Genomic DNA, 14,210 nt, shown 5'->3' with positions numbered 1-14,210 from the left:
TCAGGCTCCCGCGGGCAGTGCGCTGTTGACGAGGTCGAGGAACTGGCGGGGGGTCTTGCACCGCTCGGCGTCGACCGGCATGGGCGTGCCGCGGCGGTTCTCCAGCTCGCCGACGATGCCGAGCAGGCCGAGCGAGTCGATGCCGAGGTCGTCGAAGCCGGCGTCGGCGCGCCGCTCCAGCTCGTCCGGGGAGACGGTGACCCCGGCGGCCTTCTTCATGAGTTCGGACAGCTCTTCCACGGTGATGTGGTCACTCATGCTTTTCCTCCTTCGCTGGTGTCCGGTGGTGCGGCGGCGCCGTGCCGCAGCACGAGCGCCGCGTTCGACCCCATGAGTCCCCGGCTGAGGACCAGGGCGGTGCGCAGCTCGGCGGCGCGCGCCCGGCCGGTGACGAGGTCGAGGTCGTGGCAGGTGTCGACGACACCCGGGGTGGGCGGGACCAGGCCGTGTTCCAGGGCCAGTACCGCCGCCGCGGTGTCGAGGACGGGGGCCGCGCAGTAGCCGCGGCCGATCCCGGTCTTGGGCGCGGTGACCGGCACCCGCCGGGCGTGCGCGCCGAGCGCGTCGGCGAGGGCCAGCACCTCCGCGCGGTCGGCCTCGGGGGTGCCGAGGGCGTCGGCGAAGACCACGTCGATCTCCTCCGGGGCGCAGCCGGCCTCGTCCAGGGCGCCGCGGATGGCCTGCGCGAGCCCCTCCCGGGACCGGTCCCAGCGGCCGGCTCCGGTGAAGGTCGCCGTGTGCCCGGCGAGGACGGCCCGCACGGGCAGCCCGCGGCGCCGCGCCGAGGCCGCCTCCTCGACGACGAGCATGGCGCCGCCCTCGGCCGGCACGAAGCCGCACGCCTGGTCGGTGAACGGGCGGTAGGCGCGCGCCGGGTCGGCCTCCCGGCTCAGCTCGTCGTAGCCGAGCTGGCACACCACCGAGTACGGCGCGAGCGGCGCCTCGGTGGAGCCGGCCACGATGACATCGGTGCCGCGCCGCACGGCCCGGGCCGCGTGGGCGAGGGCGTCCAGGCCGCCGGCCTCGTCGGCGGCGACCACCGAGCAGGGCCCCTTGAAGCCGCGCCGGATGGAGATCTGGCCGGTGCTGGCGGCGTAGAACCAGGCGATGGACTGGTAGGGGCCGACGTACCGGCTGCCCTTGCCCCACAGCCGCTGGAGTTCGCGCTGGCCGAACTCGCCGCCGCCGGAGCCGGCCGCGGTGACCACGCCCACGTCGAACGGGGAGCCGTCGGTGTCGGCGCGGCCGAGCCGGGCGTCGTCCAGCGCGAGGTCGGCCGCGGCCATCGCGAAGTGCGTGAAACGGTCGGTCTGGACGAGGAAGCGTTCCTCGACCGCGGCCGCCGGTTCGAAGCCGCGGATCTCGCCGGCCACCTTGAGCGGCAGCTCCTCACAGCCCTCCCGGGTCACCTTGTCGAGGACGCTGACGCCGTCCACGACGGATTTCCAGAAGGTCTCGGTGCTGGTTCCGTTGGGCGCGACGACGCCGATGCCGGTGACGACCGCCCGCCGAGGATGGGGTTCGCTCATCGTTTCCTTCCTCTCGGCCGGGTCAGGATCACCGCGGACTGGAAGCCGCCGAAGCCGCTGCCCACGGACAGGACGCCGTTCAGGGTCCGTTCGCGGGCGACGCGCGGGACGTAGTCCAGGTCGCATTCGGGGTCGGGGGTCTCGTAGTTCGCGGTGGGCGGGACGACCTGATGGGCGAGGGCCAGCACGCAGGCGACGACCTCGATCGCGCCGATCGCCCCGAGGGAGTGGCCCACCATGGACTTGATGGAGCTCATGGGGGTGTCGTAGGCGTGCTGTCCGAGGGCCCGTTTCACGGCGGCGGTCTCGTGGCGGTCGTTCTGCCGGGTGCCGGAGCCGTGTGCGTTGACGTAGTCGATGGCGGTCGGGTCGAGGCGGGCGTGGTCGAGCGCGGTCTCGATCGCGCGGGCCATCTCCAGGCCCTCCTTGGTCAGGCCGGTCATGTGGTAGGCGTTGCCGAAGGTGGCGTAGCCGTCCAGCTCGCAGTAGACGCGGGCACCGCGGGCCCGGGCGTGCTCCAGCTCCTCCAGGACGAGCACCGCGCCGCCCTCGCCCATGACGAAGCCGTCACGGTCGTTGTCGAAGGGACGGGAGGCGTGCGCGGGGTCGTCGTTGTTGGGGGACGTGGCCTTGATCGCGTCGAAGCAGGCCATGGTGATCGGGGAGATCGGGGAGTCGGAGGCGCCGGCGATGCATATGTCGGCCCGGCCCTCCTGGACGGTGTGGAAGGCGTAGCCGACGGCGTCCAGGCCGGAGGTGCAGCCGGTGGAGACCGTCTGCACCGGGCCCTGGGCGCCGAAGCGTTCCGCCACCGCGGAGGCGAGGGTGCTCGGCGAGAACGCCCGGTGCAGCTGGGGCTCCGCCTTGCGGTGGTCCACGTCCCAGCGCTGGCCGGCGCTGCTCACCAGCACATAGTCGTGCTCCAGCCGGGTGGTGCCGCCGACCGCGGTGCCCAGCGACACCGCGACCCGCCACGGGTTCTCCCGGCCGAGGTCGAGACCGGAGTCCCGGACCGCCTCCTCGCCCGCGACCAGGGCGAACTGTATGTACCGGTCCGCCCGCTCCACCTGTTCGGCGTCCAGGCCGTGCGCGGCCGGGTCGAAGTCGCACTCGGCCGCGATCCGCGACCTCAGTCCGGAGGGGTCGAAGAACGTGATGCCGCGCGTCGCGGTCCGGCCTTCGGCGAGCAAGTTCCAGAACGCCGGCACGCCGATCCCACCCGGAGCCACCACGCCTATGCCGGTCACCGCCACGCGCCGGGTCACGACCGGACCTGCCCCACCGCGACGGACTCCGTCTCCTCCGTGTCGACGTGGCCGAGGCTCGGCCGCGGGGCCAGCGGGCCGAGGTGGAAGACGATCCGCGCCTCCACGTTCCCCACGTTGCGGAAGCGGTGCCGCATGTTGATGGGGATCATCAGCCCCTGCTCCGGCCGGAGCGGATGGGGCTCGCCGTCCAGGTCGACCTCCAGCTCGCCGCAGACGACGTACACGAACTCCTCGGAGTACGGGTGGTAGTGCTCGCCGATGCGGTCTCCCGGCTGCACGATGGCCACACCCATGAAACCGCTGGTGGAGCCGACCGTGGCCGGGGTGAGCATGGCGCGCAGATCGCCGCCGCGCCGGGTGTTGGGCTCGACCTCGCTGAGGTGCACGATCTTCGGAAGGGGTTTGATCACGACGTACCTCCGTGGTGTGGTGCGGCTTGGCGGTTCAGGCGTCCGGCGAGCGGCGGTCGGTGATGAGCTGCATGCGGACGGCGGCACCGGCCAGCAGGTCGGCCGGGGCGGCCGCCGCGGCGGCGTCCGCGTCCGCGCCGGGGCGCAGGTCGATCAGCCGTACGACGACGTCGTCCCGCTGGAAGATCGTGCTGCGCAGCACCGGGCTGGCCGGGTCGTCCGCCGCCGCCTCGTCCGTCTGCGCGAGCAGCTCGGCCAGCTCCATCCCGCGGTCCGGGCGGGCCGGGTAGTACAGCGCGTGCCGCTCGCCCTCGGCCAGCTCGTCGGCGGTGACGTGGTGCACGGCGGGCAGCGCCGCCCGGGTGAAGAACACCCGCGCGGACTCCTGGTCGTTGAGGTCGCGCTCCTGCTCCAGGTACGGGTTGATGGCCTCCTCGACGGCCCGTACCTCGGGCTGCCGGGCCACGTGCCGCAGCGCCGCGAGCAGGTCGCCGCGCACCTCGATGGCCCGTACCACCCGGTTGCCGTGCATGAACAGCGAGGTGCGGCACAGCCGGGTGGTCTCGTCGACCCGCGGCTCGGGCGAGGCGTAGTCCGCGAGGATCTTCGCGACCCGTTCCTCGCTGCCCGGCCGGACGGTGAAGGTGAGCGCGTGCCGGATCACTCCGTCCCCGATCCGCGGGGACGCCTGGAGCCGGCGCTGCGGCTGCGCGGCCCCGGCCGCCGCCTCCGTGCCGGTCTCCCGGACGATGTGGAAGCGCAGCGAGCGGGTGTCGCGGACGCAGGAGTGCAGGGGCTCCACCATCCGCACGTGCTCCTCGCTGTTCACCCAGTTGAGGAAGGGCGGGGCGCTCTCCCATTCGCTGGTGATCAGCCACTGGGAGGGGTTCTCGATGGACTGGCACAGCTGGTCGCTGACATGGCCGGGCACGGACGCGACCTGGTTGCACAGTTGCTCGTAGGCCTCCAGGAACTGCTGCTGGGCGCCGTCGTACACGTCCACCAGCAGGACGACCCGGAGGCGGGAGCCGTCGAAGACGGACTGGGAGACCCGTTTCGTCATCTGTCGCGTCAGCTGATCCGAGGCCTTTTCCGAGGTGGTCGTCATGGGTCGCACATCTCCTTCACGGGGGCCCGGGCGGGCAGAGGCTTCAGCGCCGTCGCCGATGACGCGACGTCAGCGCTTTTTGATCGTGTTCCGGTCCCGGACGACGCGCGACTCGCGTGAACCAGGCGGGTGATTGAGCCCGCCGGGAGCCCCGCACAGGGCTCCGCACCGGGCATGGAACCTGCAACGAGCCCCACCGCCCGACCCCTGCCTCTGGAGCCACCGATGCAAGCGAAAGCCGATCACCAGGTGCCCGTCCTCATCGTGGGCGGTTCCCTGGTCGGCCTGTCCATGTCCCTCTTCCTGGGCCGTCTAGGCGTCCGCCACATGCTCGTCGAGCGGCACTCCGGCACCTCGATCCACCCGCGTGGCCGCGGCAACAACGTCCGCACGATGGAACTCTTCCGGGTGGCCGGCATCGAGCCGGCGATCAAGGAGGCGGCCTCGCTCCTCGCGGACAACCACGGCATCCTCCAGACCCCGACGCTGGTCGGCGATGCCGGCGAATGGCTGTTCCGGGAGATCGACCCGGGCGGCGGCCTGGCCCGGTTCAGCCCGACCAGCTGGTGCCTGTGCAGCCAGAACGACCTGGAACCGGTGCTGCTGAGCGGCGCCCGCGCACTCGGCGGTGACCTGCGCTACTTCCACGAGCTGGAATCCTTCGCGCAGGACCCCGAAGGAGTGACGGCGTACGTCCGCGACCGCGACTCCGACCGGCTCTACACCGTCCGTGCCGACTACCTGGTCGCGGCCGACGGCCCGCGCAGCCCGGTGCGCAACCGGCTCGGCATCGGCCAGACCGGCCCCGGCGACCTGTTCGCCAACGTGAGCGTCACCTTCCGGTCCAAGCTCCTCGCCGACGTGGTGGGCGACCGCCGCTTCATCTGCTGCTACCTCACCGACCCGGAGGCGGACGGCGCCCTGCTGCCCGTCGACAACAAGGAGCGCTGGGTCTTCCACGCCCCCTGGCACCCCGAGCACGGCGAGACGCTGGACGAGTTCACCGAGGAACGGCTCCGCCGGCACATCCGCCGCGCCGTCGGTGTCCCCGACCTCGACGTGGAGATCACCGGCAAGGCGTCCTGGCGCGCCGCCGAACGGGTCGCCGCGGCCTACGCCGACGGGCGGGTCTTCCTGGCCGGCGACTCCGCCCACGAGATGTCCCCGACCGGCGCGTTCGGCTCCAACACCGGCATCCAGGACGCCCACAACCTGGCCTGGAAGCTCGCCGCCGTCGTCGACGGCTGGGCCGGCCCCGGCCTGCTCGGCAGCTACGACGCCGAGCGCCGCCCGGTCGCCCTCGCCACCAGCGCCCGTGCCTCGGCCCGCTCGGTGGAACACAGCCACCCGGGCTTCGCCCCGGCCCCCGGCATCGGCGGCGGCAGACGCGGCGGCATCCTCAACGTCGTCCTCGGCCACCGCTACCCGGACGGCGCGGTCGTCGGCGCCGACCGGTCCCAGCCCGTCGTACCCGAGGGCCTGAGCCTGTCCGGCGAGCCGGGCACCCGCGCCCCCCACCTGTGGCTGCACCGCGCGGGCGACCGCCTGTCCACCCTGGACCTGTACGAACGGTCACTGGTCCTGCTCAGCGACGCGTCGACCCCGGCGGGCGCGGAGTGGCAGCGGGCGGCGCACCGGATCGCCCGGACGGAGGGTGTACGTCTGGAGCCCTACCGGATCGGCCCCGCCACCGCTCCGGACGCCGACCTGCACTGCGACACCGACTGGACCGAGGCCCACGGCACGACGCCCGACGGCGCGGTTCTGGTCCGCCCGGACGGCTTCGTGGCGTGGCGGACACAGGCTGCGCCGGGGGACGCGGAGGGCGAGCTGCGGGGGGTGGTGCGGGAGGTGCTGGGGTTGGGGTGAGGGGGTGGGGGTGGGGCTGAGGGGGGCTGAGGCAGGGCTGAGGCGCGGCTGAGGGGGGCGAGCACGGGGGCCAGGGCGGCGCCGGGTGGGTCGCCGGCCGGCGGGGGTCGGGGGCTGGGGGCCGGCCGGACCGCGTGCGGCCCGGTGGCCGGCCGGTGCGGGGTCGGGGGCCGGTGGCCAGCCGGTGCAGGGTCGGGCCCAGTGGCCGGTGTGCGGGTCCCGGCCGGTGGCAGACCGGTGCAGGTGCGGACCGGTGGCCCGATGCCGGGCGTCGGTGCGGCACAGGTCGCCGGCCGGTGCCGGATCGGTGTGGACCTGGCCTCGGCCGGTGTCAGATGCGGACCTCGACCGTCTTCGCGAGGCGGTCGTGGAGTCCTCGCCCGTCCCGGTCCCAGATCAGCGCCGGGATGGCCAGGCAGAGCAGGACCGAGCGGAACAGGGAGCGCAGCGGGCTGACCGTGCCGGTCTCCAGGGCGACGACCCGGAGGCCGAAGATCCGCTTACCCGGAGTGAAGCCGACCGTGCCGACGGTCAGCACGCTCAGCACGAAGAAGATGCCCAGTGCCCAGTTGCTGGTAGCCGGGCCGTTGCCGTGCGTGATCAGGCCGTATGCGATCAAGACACACAGCCCCCAGTCCACGAGCAGCGCGCCGAGCCGCCGCCCGGGCCGGGCGATCGAGTTCGGCCCCTGCTCGGGCAGCCCCAGCTGCTGACCCCGGTAGCCGAAGTCCGCACCGGCCTCTTCCATGGCCGCGCGGGGCCCGGAGAGCCACGATCCGATTGCCTGCCTGTTGTCCACGCGACCACGGTACTGCGCCCGAAATGACCGGGGTACGGCGGGGTGTCCCGGGGCTACGGTGGAAGCGTGGCCGGTTAACTTCTGCGAAACAAACGAGTCACGCCCGAGAAATCACCCATCCCTAGGGTCGAGACCAGCGTGTGCCACCGCACTGGCCGCACGAACGATCTACCACCCCGGCGAGGACGGTCGGGAGTAGGAGGAGCTGGATGTTCCAGAACGCCGACGAGGCCAAGAAGTTCATCGCGGACGAGGACGTCAAGTTCGTCGACGTCCGCTTCTGCGACCTGCCGGGCGTCATGCAGCACTTCACGGTGCCCGTTGAGGCGTTCGACCCGGACGAGGAGCTTGCCTTCGACGGCTCGTCGATCCGCGGCTTCCAGGCCATTCACGAGTCCGACATGGCCCTGCGCGCCGACCTCTCCACCGCCCGTGTGGACCCGTTCCGCCGCGACAAGACCCTCAACATCAACTTCTTCATCCACGACCCGATCACGGGCGAGCAGTACTCCCGTGACCCGCGCAACGTGGCGAAGAAGGCCGAGGCCTACCTCGCCTCGACCGGCATCGCGGACACTGCCTACTTCGGTCCCGAGGCCGAGTTCTACGTCTTCGACTCGGTCCGCTTCGCCACCTCCGCGAACGAGTCCTTCTACCACATCGACTCCGAGGCGGGCGCCTGGAACACCGGTGCGGTGGAGAACAACCGCGGCTACAAGGTCCGCTACAAGGGCGGCTACTTCCCGGTCGCGCCGGTCGACCACTTCGCCGACCTGCGTGCCGAGATCTCCCTGGAGCTGGAGAAGTCCGGCCTGAAGGTGGAGCGCCAGCACCACGAGGTGGGCACGGCCGGCCAGGCGGAGATCAACTACAAGTTCAACACGCTGCTCGCCGCGGCCGACGACCTCCAGCTCTTCAAGTACATCGTGAAGAACGTGGCCTGGCGCAACGGCAAGACCGCGACCTTCATGCCGAAGCCGATCTTCGGTGACAACGGCTCGGGCATGCACGTGCACCAGTCCCTCTGGTCCAACGGCGACCCGCTGTTCTACGACGAGGCCGGTTACGCGGGCCTGTCGGACACCGCCCGCTACTACATCGGCGGCATCCTCAAGCACGCCCCGTCGCTGCTGGCCTTCACCAACCCGACGGTGAACTCGTACCACCGCCTGGTGCCGGGCTTCGAGGCGCCGATCAACCTGGTGTACTCGCAGCGCAACCGCTCCGCCGCCATGCGTATCCCGATCACGGGTTCGAACCCGAAGGCCAAGCGTGTCGAGTTCCGCGCGCCCGACTCCTCCGGCAACCCGTACCTCGCCTTCTCGGCCCTGCTCCTCGCGGGTCTGGACGGCATCAAGAACAAGATCGAGCCGGCCGAGCCGATCGACAAGGACCTGTACGAGCTGGCTCCGGAGGAGCACGCGAACGTCGCCCAGGTCCCGACCTCGCTGAACGCCGTCCTGGACGCGCTCGAGGCCGACCACGAGTTCCTCCTCCAGGGCGACGTGTTCACGTCCGACCTGATCGAGACCTGGATCGACTTCAAGCGCACCAACGAGATCGCCCCGCTCCAGCTGCGTCCGCACCCGCACGAGTTCGAGCTGTACTTCGACGTGTGATCGACACCGCCGAGCGCCCCTGGGGGCCGTCATCCGCAAGGGTGGCGGCCCCCGCCGCGTTCGCCGGCCCCGGCCGGCTCAGCCGGTGTGCCGGAAACGGCTGCGGTACTCCGTCGGGGTGGTGTCGAGCTTGCGGCGGAAGGCGCGGATGAGGGTGTCGACGGTGTTGAACCCGCAGGCCGCGGCCACCCGCTCCAGGGTGTCGTCGGTGGTCTCCAGCCGGTTGCGGGCCGCCTCGACCCGGGCCGACTCGATGTACGACGCCGGGGTCGTGCCCAGCTCGGTCTTGAACAGGCGGGTCAGCTGGCGCTCGCTGACATGGGCGTGGGCGGCGAGGTCGGCGACGGTGAGCCGGCCGGTGGCGTGCCGGGTGACATGGCGGCGCAGCTCGTCCATGCGGCGGGTGGTCGAGACGGGTTCGAGGGGGACGCTGAACTGGCTCTGGCCGCCCGGCCGCTTCAGGTACATCACCAGTTGCCGGGCGACGCGCAGCGCGACGGTCTCGCCGAAGTCCTCGGCGACCAGGGCGAGGGAGAGGTCCAGGCAGGCGGTGATGCCCGCGCCGGTCCACACCTTGCCGTCGCGGATGAAGATCGGGTCGGCGTCGACCTCGACGGACGGGTGCTCGGCGGCCAGCTGCTGTGCCGTCGACCAGTGGGTGGTGGCGCGCCGGCCGTCGAGCAGTCCGGCGGCGGCGAGCAGATGCGCGCCCACGCAGACGGAGGCGATGCGCCGGGCGCGTTCGGCGAGGATCCCCACCCACCGGACCACCTCCGGGTCGGTCCGGGCATGGACCCGCCGGTGCTCGTCGACGTCGACCGAGCCGGGCACCAGCAGGGTGTCGATACGGCCCTCGGCGGCCTGCGCGAAGGTGATGTCCGGCAGCACCCGCACCCCGGCAGAGGTGGTGACCGGGTCCAGGCTCGCGGCCGCCAGCGCGACCCGGTAACCGCCGGCCTCCTCCGTCTCCCGGCGCAGCAGCGCGAACACCTCCGGCGGCCCGGTGACGTCGAGCAGATCGACCCCCTCGAACAACAGCACGACGACCACGCGCTCCTCCCCCACCTCGGCCCTCCCCTTCTCGATGTCCGAATCTGCAAGTCACCCGACATTGTCGCCATAGCAGGAGCGCTCCTAGCGTGAGGGGCATGGAAACGACAACGCTGCGCGACCTCAACGACCTCGACCCGACCCCGGCCTCGCTCGCCGCCTCGACGCTGATCCTGGTCGACTACCAGAACACCTACACCCGGGGCGTCCTGGAACTGACGGGCTGGGAGGCCGCGCTCGACGCCGGCGCCGAGCTGCTGGCCCGGGCCCGGGAGGCCGGCGCCACGGTCGTCCACGTCATACACGACGGCGGCCCGGACACCCCCTACGACATCCGCGCCGACATCGGCCGGCTCCACCCGCGCGTCGCGCCCGCCGAGGGCGAGGCCGTGGTGGTCAAGGGGGCACCCGACGCGTTCCGTGACACCGACCTGGGCTCCCACGTCGACGCGGCCGGCCACCAGGACGTGATCATCGCCGGCTTCATGACCCACATGTGCGTGACCTTCACCGCCCAGGGCGCCTTTCTCCGCGGCAACCGCCCCACGGTCGTCGCCGACGCCTGCGCGACCCGCCCCCTGTCCACCCCCGTGGCCGACGTCCCGGCCCCCCAGCTCCACCACAGCGCCCTGGCCACCATCGCGGACCTGTACGGCGTGGTCGTACCGTCCGTGGCTGCCCTGCGCTGACCACGGCCGCCCTCTCCCCCGGCGCCGCAACCTTCCCGGCTTTCCATGCTTCCTACTCTCGGGGGATCATCCCTCCTGACTCTGTCGGACGAGAGAGGTTGAACGGGGATGTCTGAACTGGACGACTGGGAGGGCGAGTTCGACCACACGTGGGCGAACTCGGCTGAGCACAAGGAGCCTTCGGCGCGGGCTCGGATGCTGGCCGCGCGGTGGAAGGAGAACCCGCCGAATCCGGCGCCGTTCCGCGCCGACCCGGATCCGGTGGGGCCGCGACGCTCGTCGTGGGTGTCGACGGTCGTGGTGCTCGGCTGCGTGGCCGCGGTGATAGTGCTGCTGGGGTACGCGCAAATGCGTTCCTCGTATTAGTTCCTTGTATTAAGGGGGCACGGGTGCGGGAGGGGAGCCGGGCGGCGACGCGGCTCGCCGAGGGTGCGGCGCTGCGGGAGGTACTCGGCAGCGGCGACCCGGTGGCGTGGCTGGAGCTCGACGAGGGCGCGCGGGTGATCGACTGTTACCGGCCGCCGGAGGTCGGCGCGGACTGGGAGGGGACGGACGGCGGGCGGGCCCTGCTCGCCGCCCTGGACCGCGTGAGCCGCTCGGTGACTCCCAGCTCGCCCTCGCCCTCTGCCACCGTCACGGACGGATCCGGCAGCGGGCGCTGGAGCGGGCCGGCGGGCGGGCGCAGCTGTTGCCGCTGGTGGCGGTGCGGTGCGCCGACTGGGCCGAGCCGGTGCGGACACGGGCCCGGGAGCTGCTCGCCGAGGCGCTGGACACCCGGACGGCCGTGAGCCTCGCCCCGCTGGTCCGGCGCCTCGGCGACCGGCACCGCGGGGACTTCGGGCTCCGGCTGCTCGATGACGTCCTGCGCGGGGCGGAGCGGGAGGTGCTGGCCCCGTTGCTCTGCTCCGGGGACCGTGCCGTGCGGCGGTACGGGTATGAGCTGGCCGTCGGGGGCGGGGCCCTGTCCCCCGTCGAGCTGGCGCGTGCCGCGGCGCGGGACGACGATCCCGTCGTACAGACGATGTGTGCGGAGGCGGCCCTCGCCGCGCCGTGCGAGGAGGTGCTGGAACCGCTGCTCGGCGCCCGCAGTCCGCGGGTGCGGTCGGCCGGGGTGACCGCGCTGCGGCCACTGGGGCTCCCGGAGCGGGCGGTGGGCTTTCTCGCGGACCGGTCGGCGCTGGTGCGCGCCTGCGCCCGGTATGTCGTACGGCAGTACGGAACCGATCCGCTGCCCTGGTACCGGGCGTGCTGCGCCGATCCGGGCGACCCGGCGCTGCCGCCCGGGGCCGTGATCGGGCTCGCGGAGTGCGGGGAGCGCGGCGATGCCGAGGTGCTGCGGCGGTTGCTCGGCCATCCGGTGGCGGCGGTGCGGGCGCGGGCGGTGGCCGGGCTGCGGGTGCTCGATGCGACGGACGTGGAGTGGTTGCGGGCGATGCTGGACGATCCGGCGGCCGGGGTGGTGAGCGAGGCCACGCTCGCCCTGCTGCCCTCGGCGGCCGCCCTGCCGGCGGGGTGGCTGCTGGACCGGCTGGACCCGGCGCGGCCCCGGTGGGTGCGGGTGTCCGCGTGGCGGTTGCTCGCCGCGCACGGCGAGGCCGTACGGCTGCGGGCGGCCGTCGTCCTGCTCGGTGACGCGGACGTACGGCTGCGGGCGCGGGCCGTGCCGCTCGCGCGGCATGCGCTGAGGTGGGGGACGGTGGGCCGGGCGGAGCCGGAGGTCGCCGGGTTGTTGGAACGGATCCGTGTGCTGCTGGGTTGACAGACCGAGGCGTTTTGCTGGTCCTAGGGCCGTTCGGGAGCGCTTCATGGCGGTCCGCAGGTGCACACTGGACAGCGGGACGAGTGCCTGACTGCGGGGTGATGCACAATGCAGAGCCGCTTCCGGAGCGACCGGCGACTGACCATGCGCATGGGTCTCACGCTGTTCCTGCTCGGGTTGCTGTACGTGGGCTTCGTCGCTGCGCTGATCGTGCTGCTGAAGTCCTGGTTGCTGGTCGTCGTCCTGGTCGGGGCGATGTTCGTGGCGCAGTTCTGGTTCTCCGACCGGATCGCCATGTTCGCGATGCACGGGCGGGTGGTGGAGCGGGAGGAGTATCCCGAGCTGCACGCGGTGGTCGACCGGCTGTGCGCGATCGCGGACATGCCCAAGCCGGTGGTCGCGGTGTCCGAGATGGACATGCCGAACGCGTTCGCGACCGGCCGGAATCCCGATCACGCCGTCGTCTGTGTCACGACCGGGCTGCTGCGCCGGCTGGACCCCGCCGAGCTGGAGGGCGTGCTCGCGCACGAGCTGTCGCATGTGGCGCACAAGGACGTCGCCGTGATCACGATCGCCTCCTTCCTCGGGGTGATCGCGGGGCTGATCGTGCGGTTCGCCTTCTACTCACAGGTGTTCGGCGGAGGCCGCCGGGACCAGAACACGGCCGTCGTGTTCGCCGCCGTGCTCGGTGTCTCCGCGGCCGTGTACGCGCTCAGCTTCCTGCTGATCCGGGCGCTGTCCCGGTACCGGGAGCTGGCCGCCGACCGCGCCGCCGCCCAGCTGACCGGCCGGCCCTCGGCGCTGGCGTCCGCGCTGACCAAGGTCTCCGGGGACATCGCCCGGATCCCGACCAAGGATCTGCGCACCGCCCAGGCGTTCAACGCGTTCTACTTCACCCCGGCCGCCGGCAAGGAGCCCGGGCTGGAGCGGTTCTTCTCCACCCATCCGACCCTGGAGCAGCGCCTGGCGCAGCTGGGCCGGATCTCGGCGGAGCTGGGCGAAGCGGCCGTCCCCGGGGCGGGCGAATGACAGTGACACGTCGGCGGAAGGCGGGCTGAGCGTTGGGGCTGCTGGACATCCTGCTGGGGCGTACGAAACCGGTCGCGCCCGATCTCGACCAGCTGTTCGCGCTGCCGTCGGCCGCCGTCACTCTCCAGGCGGCGGCCGGTTTCACCCCGACCGGCGGCGGGGCGGTGTGCTTCGCCACGGTGGAGGGCGCGGCCTTCGAGCAGACCCACCGGGAGGTGCAGGCGCTGCTCGACGCGGACGCCGAGCGCACCGGTCCCCCGGTGGACCTGCGGCGGGACGACTACGGCTACTCCTGGCTGGTGTCCCAGCGCTCCCCCGACCAGCTCCCGCAGCTGGTCAACGACCTGCACGCGGTGAACAGCTCGATGGAGGCCAACGGCTTCGGCCCGCAGCTGCTGTGCTCGCTGGCCGGGTTCCGGGACGACGGGGGCCGCAGGCTGGCGCTGGTGTATCTGTACAAGCGGGGGAGCTTCTATCCCTTCGCGCCGCTGCCGGGCGGCGGGCAGCGGCGGAACGGCGCGCTGGAGCTCCAGGTGAAGGCGGCGCTCGCGGACGATCTGCGGATCGAGCCGGACCTCGGCCGCTGGTTCCCGGTGTGGGGCGCCCCCGGACTGTGACCGGGGGCGCCCTGGCTCACCTGCTCTTCTCCTGCTCCTGACGGCGGGCCTCGACGGGGCGCTCACGGCGGTAGCGGCGCTCCCAGCGGGCCTGCCGGTCGCGGCGCTCGCGGTAGGCCCGGTAGCTGTCCGGCAGCGCACCGGCGCCGGGCGCGGGCGGGGCCGTACCGGTCGAACCGGTCGTGCCGGTCGTGCCGGGTGATCCGCGGCCGTGCGTGGCGTAGAGATAGAGCAGCGCTACGGCGGCGAGCCACCACAGATGGTCTCCGATACCGAGGATGACCAGGACGGCCGTCCCGGTCGCGACGATGCCACGCATGACGGACCTCCTTGGGTGCCGGTGGCGGAAAGGGGGGTGGCGGAAGGGGAGGGTGTCGGCTTCGTGCCGTTTGTTCAGCGTAGGGAGAGGGGGAGCGCGGCTGCATCCGGTTTTCCGCGGCCCGTGCCGCTATACGGCGAACTCG

16 protein-coding genes are annotated in these 14,210 nt (G+C 72.5%); 7 read left to right on the top strand and 9 right to left on the bottom strand.

Annotated features, from left to right (window positions below):
* Genes ACWCV9_RS10430 through ACWCV9_RS10410 form a run of 5 tightly spaced genes read right to left on the bottom strand, consistent with a single transcriptional unit; the run spans position 1 to position 4,315 of the window.
* Complete coding sequence (locus ACWCV9_RS10430) at positions 1-258, bottom strand: acyl carrier protein (protein ID WP_450785453.1); 258 nt, start codon at positions 256-258, stop codon at positions 1-3.
* Entirely contained in the window at positions 255-1,529 is a 1,275-nt protein-coding gene (locus ACWCV9_RS10425; protein ID WP_450785451.1) for a ketosynthase chain-length factor, read from the bottom strand. Before ACWCV9_RS10425 ends, ACWCV9_RS10430 begins: the two co-directional genes overlap by 4 nt.
* The gene (locus ACWCV9_RS10420; protein WP_450785450.1) at positions 1,526-2,794 is read right to left on the bottom strand and encodes a beta-ketoacyl-[acyl-carrier-protein] synthase family protein; all 1,269 of its coding nucleotides are present in this window, start codon (positions 2,792-2,794) and stop codon (positions 1,526-1,528) included. Before ACWCV9_RS10420 ends, ACWCV9_RS10425 begins: the two co-directional genes overlap by 4 nt.
* Positions 2,791-3,207: a cupin domain-containing protein gene (locus ACWCV9_RS10415; protein WP_385845069.1), complete on the bottom strand. Its 417-nt coding sequence runs from the start codon at positions 3,205-3,207 to the stop codon at positions 2,791-2,793. Before ACWCV9_RS10415 ends, ACWCV9_RS10420 begins: the two co-directional genes overlap by 4 nt.
* 34 nt (positions 3,208-3,241) lie before the next feature.
* Positions 3,242-4,315 (bottom strand): SchA/CurD-like domain-containing protein, encoded by a 1,074-nt coding sequence (locus tag ACWCV9_RS10410; protein ID WP_450785448.1) that lies wholly within the window; start codon positions 4,313-4,315, stop codon positions 3,242-3,244.
* Between the two features lie 225 nt (positions 4,316-4,540).
* On the opposite strand from ACWCV9_RS10410, the gene ACWCV9_RS10405 reads away from it, so the two are divergent.
* A complete protein-coding gene (locus ACWCV9_RS10405) occupies positions 4,541-6,184 on the top strand; it encodes an FAD-dependent oxidoreductase (protein ID WP_450785446.1) in 1,644 nt (547 codons plus the stop codon).
* Positions 6,185-6,515: 331 nt separating this feature from the next.
* Here ACWCV9_RS10405 and ACWCV9_RS10400 read toward each other — a convergent pair whose 3' ends face one another.
* Positions 6,516-6,983 (bottom strand): RDD family protein, encoded by a 468-nt coding sequence (locus tag ACWCV9_RS10400; protein WP_450785444.1) that lies wholly within the window; start codon positions 6,981-6,983, stop codon positions 6,516-6,518.
* A gap of 209 nt (positions 6,984-7,192) precedes the next feature.
* Here ACWCV9_RS10400 and glnA point away from each other — a divergent pair, with 209 nt between their 5' ends.
* Positions 7,193-8,602, top strand: a complete 1,410-nt coding sequence (gene glnA / locus ACWCV9_RS10395) for a type I glutamate--ammonia ligase (RefSeq protein ID WP_385845075.1) — start codon at positions 7,193-7,195, stop codon at positions 8,600-8,602.
* Positions 8,603-8,680: 78 nt separating this feature from the next.
* On the opposite strand, the gene ACWCV9_RS10390 is transcribed toward glnA, so the two are convergent.
* On the bottom strand, positions 8,681-9,667 hold the full coding sequence (locus tag ACWCV9_RS10390) for a GlxA family transcriptional regulator (protein ID WP_450785442.1): 987 nt from the start codon (positions 9,665-9,667) through the stop codon (positions 8,681-8,683).
* Between the two features lie 83 nt (positions 9,668-9,750).
* On the opposite strand from ACWCV9_RS10390, the gene ACWCV9_RS10385 reads away from it, so the two are divergent.
* Together ACWCV9_RS10385 and ACWCV9_RS10380 are read left to right on the top strand one after the other, a co-directional pair.
* Complete coding sequence (locus ACWCV9_RS10385; RefSeq protein ID WP_450785440.1) at positions 9,751-10,341, top strand: cysteine hydrolase family protein; 591 nt, start codon at positions 9,751-9,753, stop codon at positions 10,339-10,341.
* Positions 10,342-10,449: 108 nt separating this feature from the next.
* A complete protein-coding gene (locus ACWCV9_RS10380) occupies positions 10,450-10,707 on the top strand; it encodes an SCO2583/SCO2584 N-terminal domain-containing protein (protein ID WP_450785438.1) in 258 nt (85 codons plus the stop codon).
* Between the two features lie 145 nt (positions 10,708-10,852).
* Here ACWCV9_RS10380 and ACWCV9_RS10375 read toward each other — a convergent pair whose 3' ends face one another.
* A complete protein-coding gene (locus ACWCV9_RS10375; RefSeq protein WP_450785436.1) occupies positions 10,853-10,978 on the bottom strand; it encodes a hypothetical protein in 126 nt (41 codons plus the stop codon).
* Positions 10,979-11,038: 60 nt separating this feature from the next.
* On the opposite strand from ACWCV9_RS10375, the gene ACWCV9_RS10370 reads away from it, so the two are divergent.
* From ACWCV9_RS10370 to pspAB, 3 genes are all read left to right on the top strand, one after another.
* The gene (locus tag ACWCV9_RS10370) at positions 11,039-12,100 is read left to right on the top strand and encodes a hypothetical protein (protein ID WP_450785785.1); all 1,062 of its coding nucleotides are present in this window, start codon (positions 11,039-11,041) and stop codon (positions 12,098-12,100) included.
* Positions 12,101-12,208: 108 nt separating this feature from the next.
* Positions 12,209-13,129 (top strand): zinc metalloprotease HtpX, encoded by a 921-nt coding sequence (gene htpX / locus ACWCV9_RS10365; RefSeq protein WP_450785435.1) that lies wholly within the window; start codon positions 12,209-12,211, stop codon positions 13,127-13,129.
* A gap of 32 nt (positions 13,130-13,161) precedes the next feature.
* Complete coding sequence (pspAB, locus tag ACWCV9_RS10360; protein ID WP_450785433.1) at positions 13,162-13,746, top strand: PspA-associated protein PspAB; 585 nt, start codon at positions 13,162-13,164, stop codon at positions 13,744-13,746.
* A gap of 16 nt (positions 13,747-13,762) precedes the next feature.
* On the opposite strand, the gene ACWCV9_RS10355 is transcribed toward pspAB, so the two are convergent.
* Positions 13,763-14,065, bottom strand: a complete 303-nt coding sequence (locus ACWCV9_RS10355; RefSeq protein WP_450785431.1) for a hypothetical protein — start codon at positions 14,063-14,065, stop codon at positions 13,763-13,765.
* Between the last annotated feature and the right edge of the window lie 145 nt (positions 14,066-14,210).

Source organism: Streptomyces sp. NPDC001606 (assembly GCF_053596835.1).
Note: the sequence above shows the minus strand (reverse complement) of the source record. Positions and strands in the feature narration are given on the sequence as shown.

Excerpts from the sequence above, each read along its gene's own strand:
- ACWCV9_RS10430 (WP_450785453.1), bottom strand. The coding sequence starts at position 258 with ATGAGTGACCACATCACCGTGGAAGAGCTGTCCGAACTCATGAAGAAG.
- ACWCV9_RS10425 (WP_450785451.1), bottom strand. The coding sequence starts at position 1,529 with ATGAGCGAACCCCATCCTCGGCGGGCGGTCGTCACCGGCATCGGCGTC.
- ACWCV9_RS10410 (WP_450785448.1), bottom strand. The coding sequence starts at position 4,315 with ATGACGACCACCTCGGAAAAGGCCTCGGATCAGCTGACGCGACAGATG.
- ACWCV9_RS10405 (WP_450785446.1), top strand. The coding sequence starts at position 4,541 with ATGCAAGCGAAAGCCGATCACCAGGTGCCCGTCCTCATCGTGGGCGGT.
- glnA (WP_385845075.1), top strand. The coding sequence starts at position 7,193 with ATGTTCCAGAACGCCGACGAGGCCAAGAAGTTCATCGCGGACGAGGAC.
- ACWCV9_RS10385 (WP_450785440.1), top strand. The coding sequence starts at position 9,751 with ATGGAAACGACAACGCTGCGCGACCTCAACGACCTCGACCCGACCCCG.
- ACWCV9_RS10380 (WP_450785438.1), top strand. The coding sequence starts at position 10,450 with ATGTCTGAACTGGACGACTGGGAGGGCGAGTTCGACCACACGTGGGCG.
- htpX (WP_450785435.1), top strand. The coding sequence starts at position 12,209 with ATGCAGAGCCGCTTCCGGAGCGACCGGCGACTGACCATGCGCATGGGT.
- ACWCV9_RS10355 (WP_450785431.1), bottom strand. The coding sequence starts at position 14,065 with ATGCGTGGCATCGTCGCGACCGGGACGGCCGTCCTGGTCATCCTCGGT.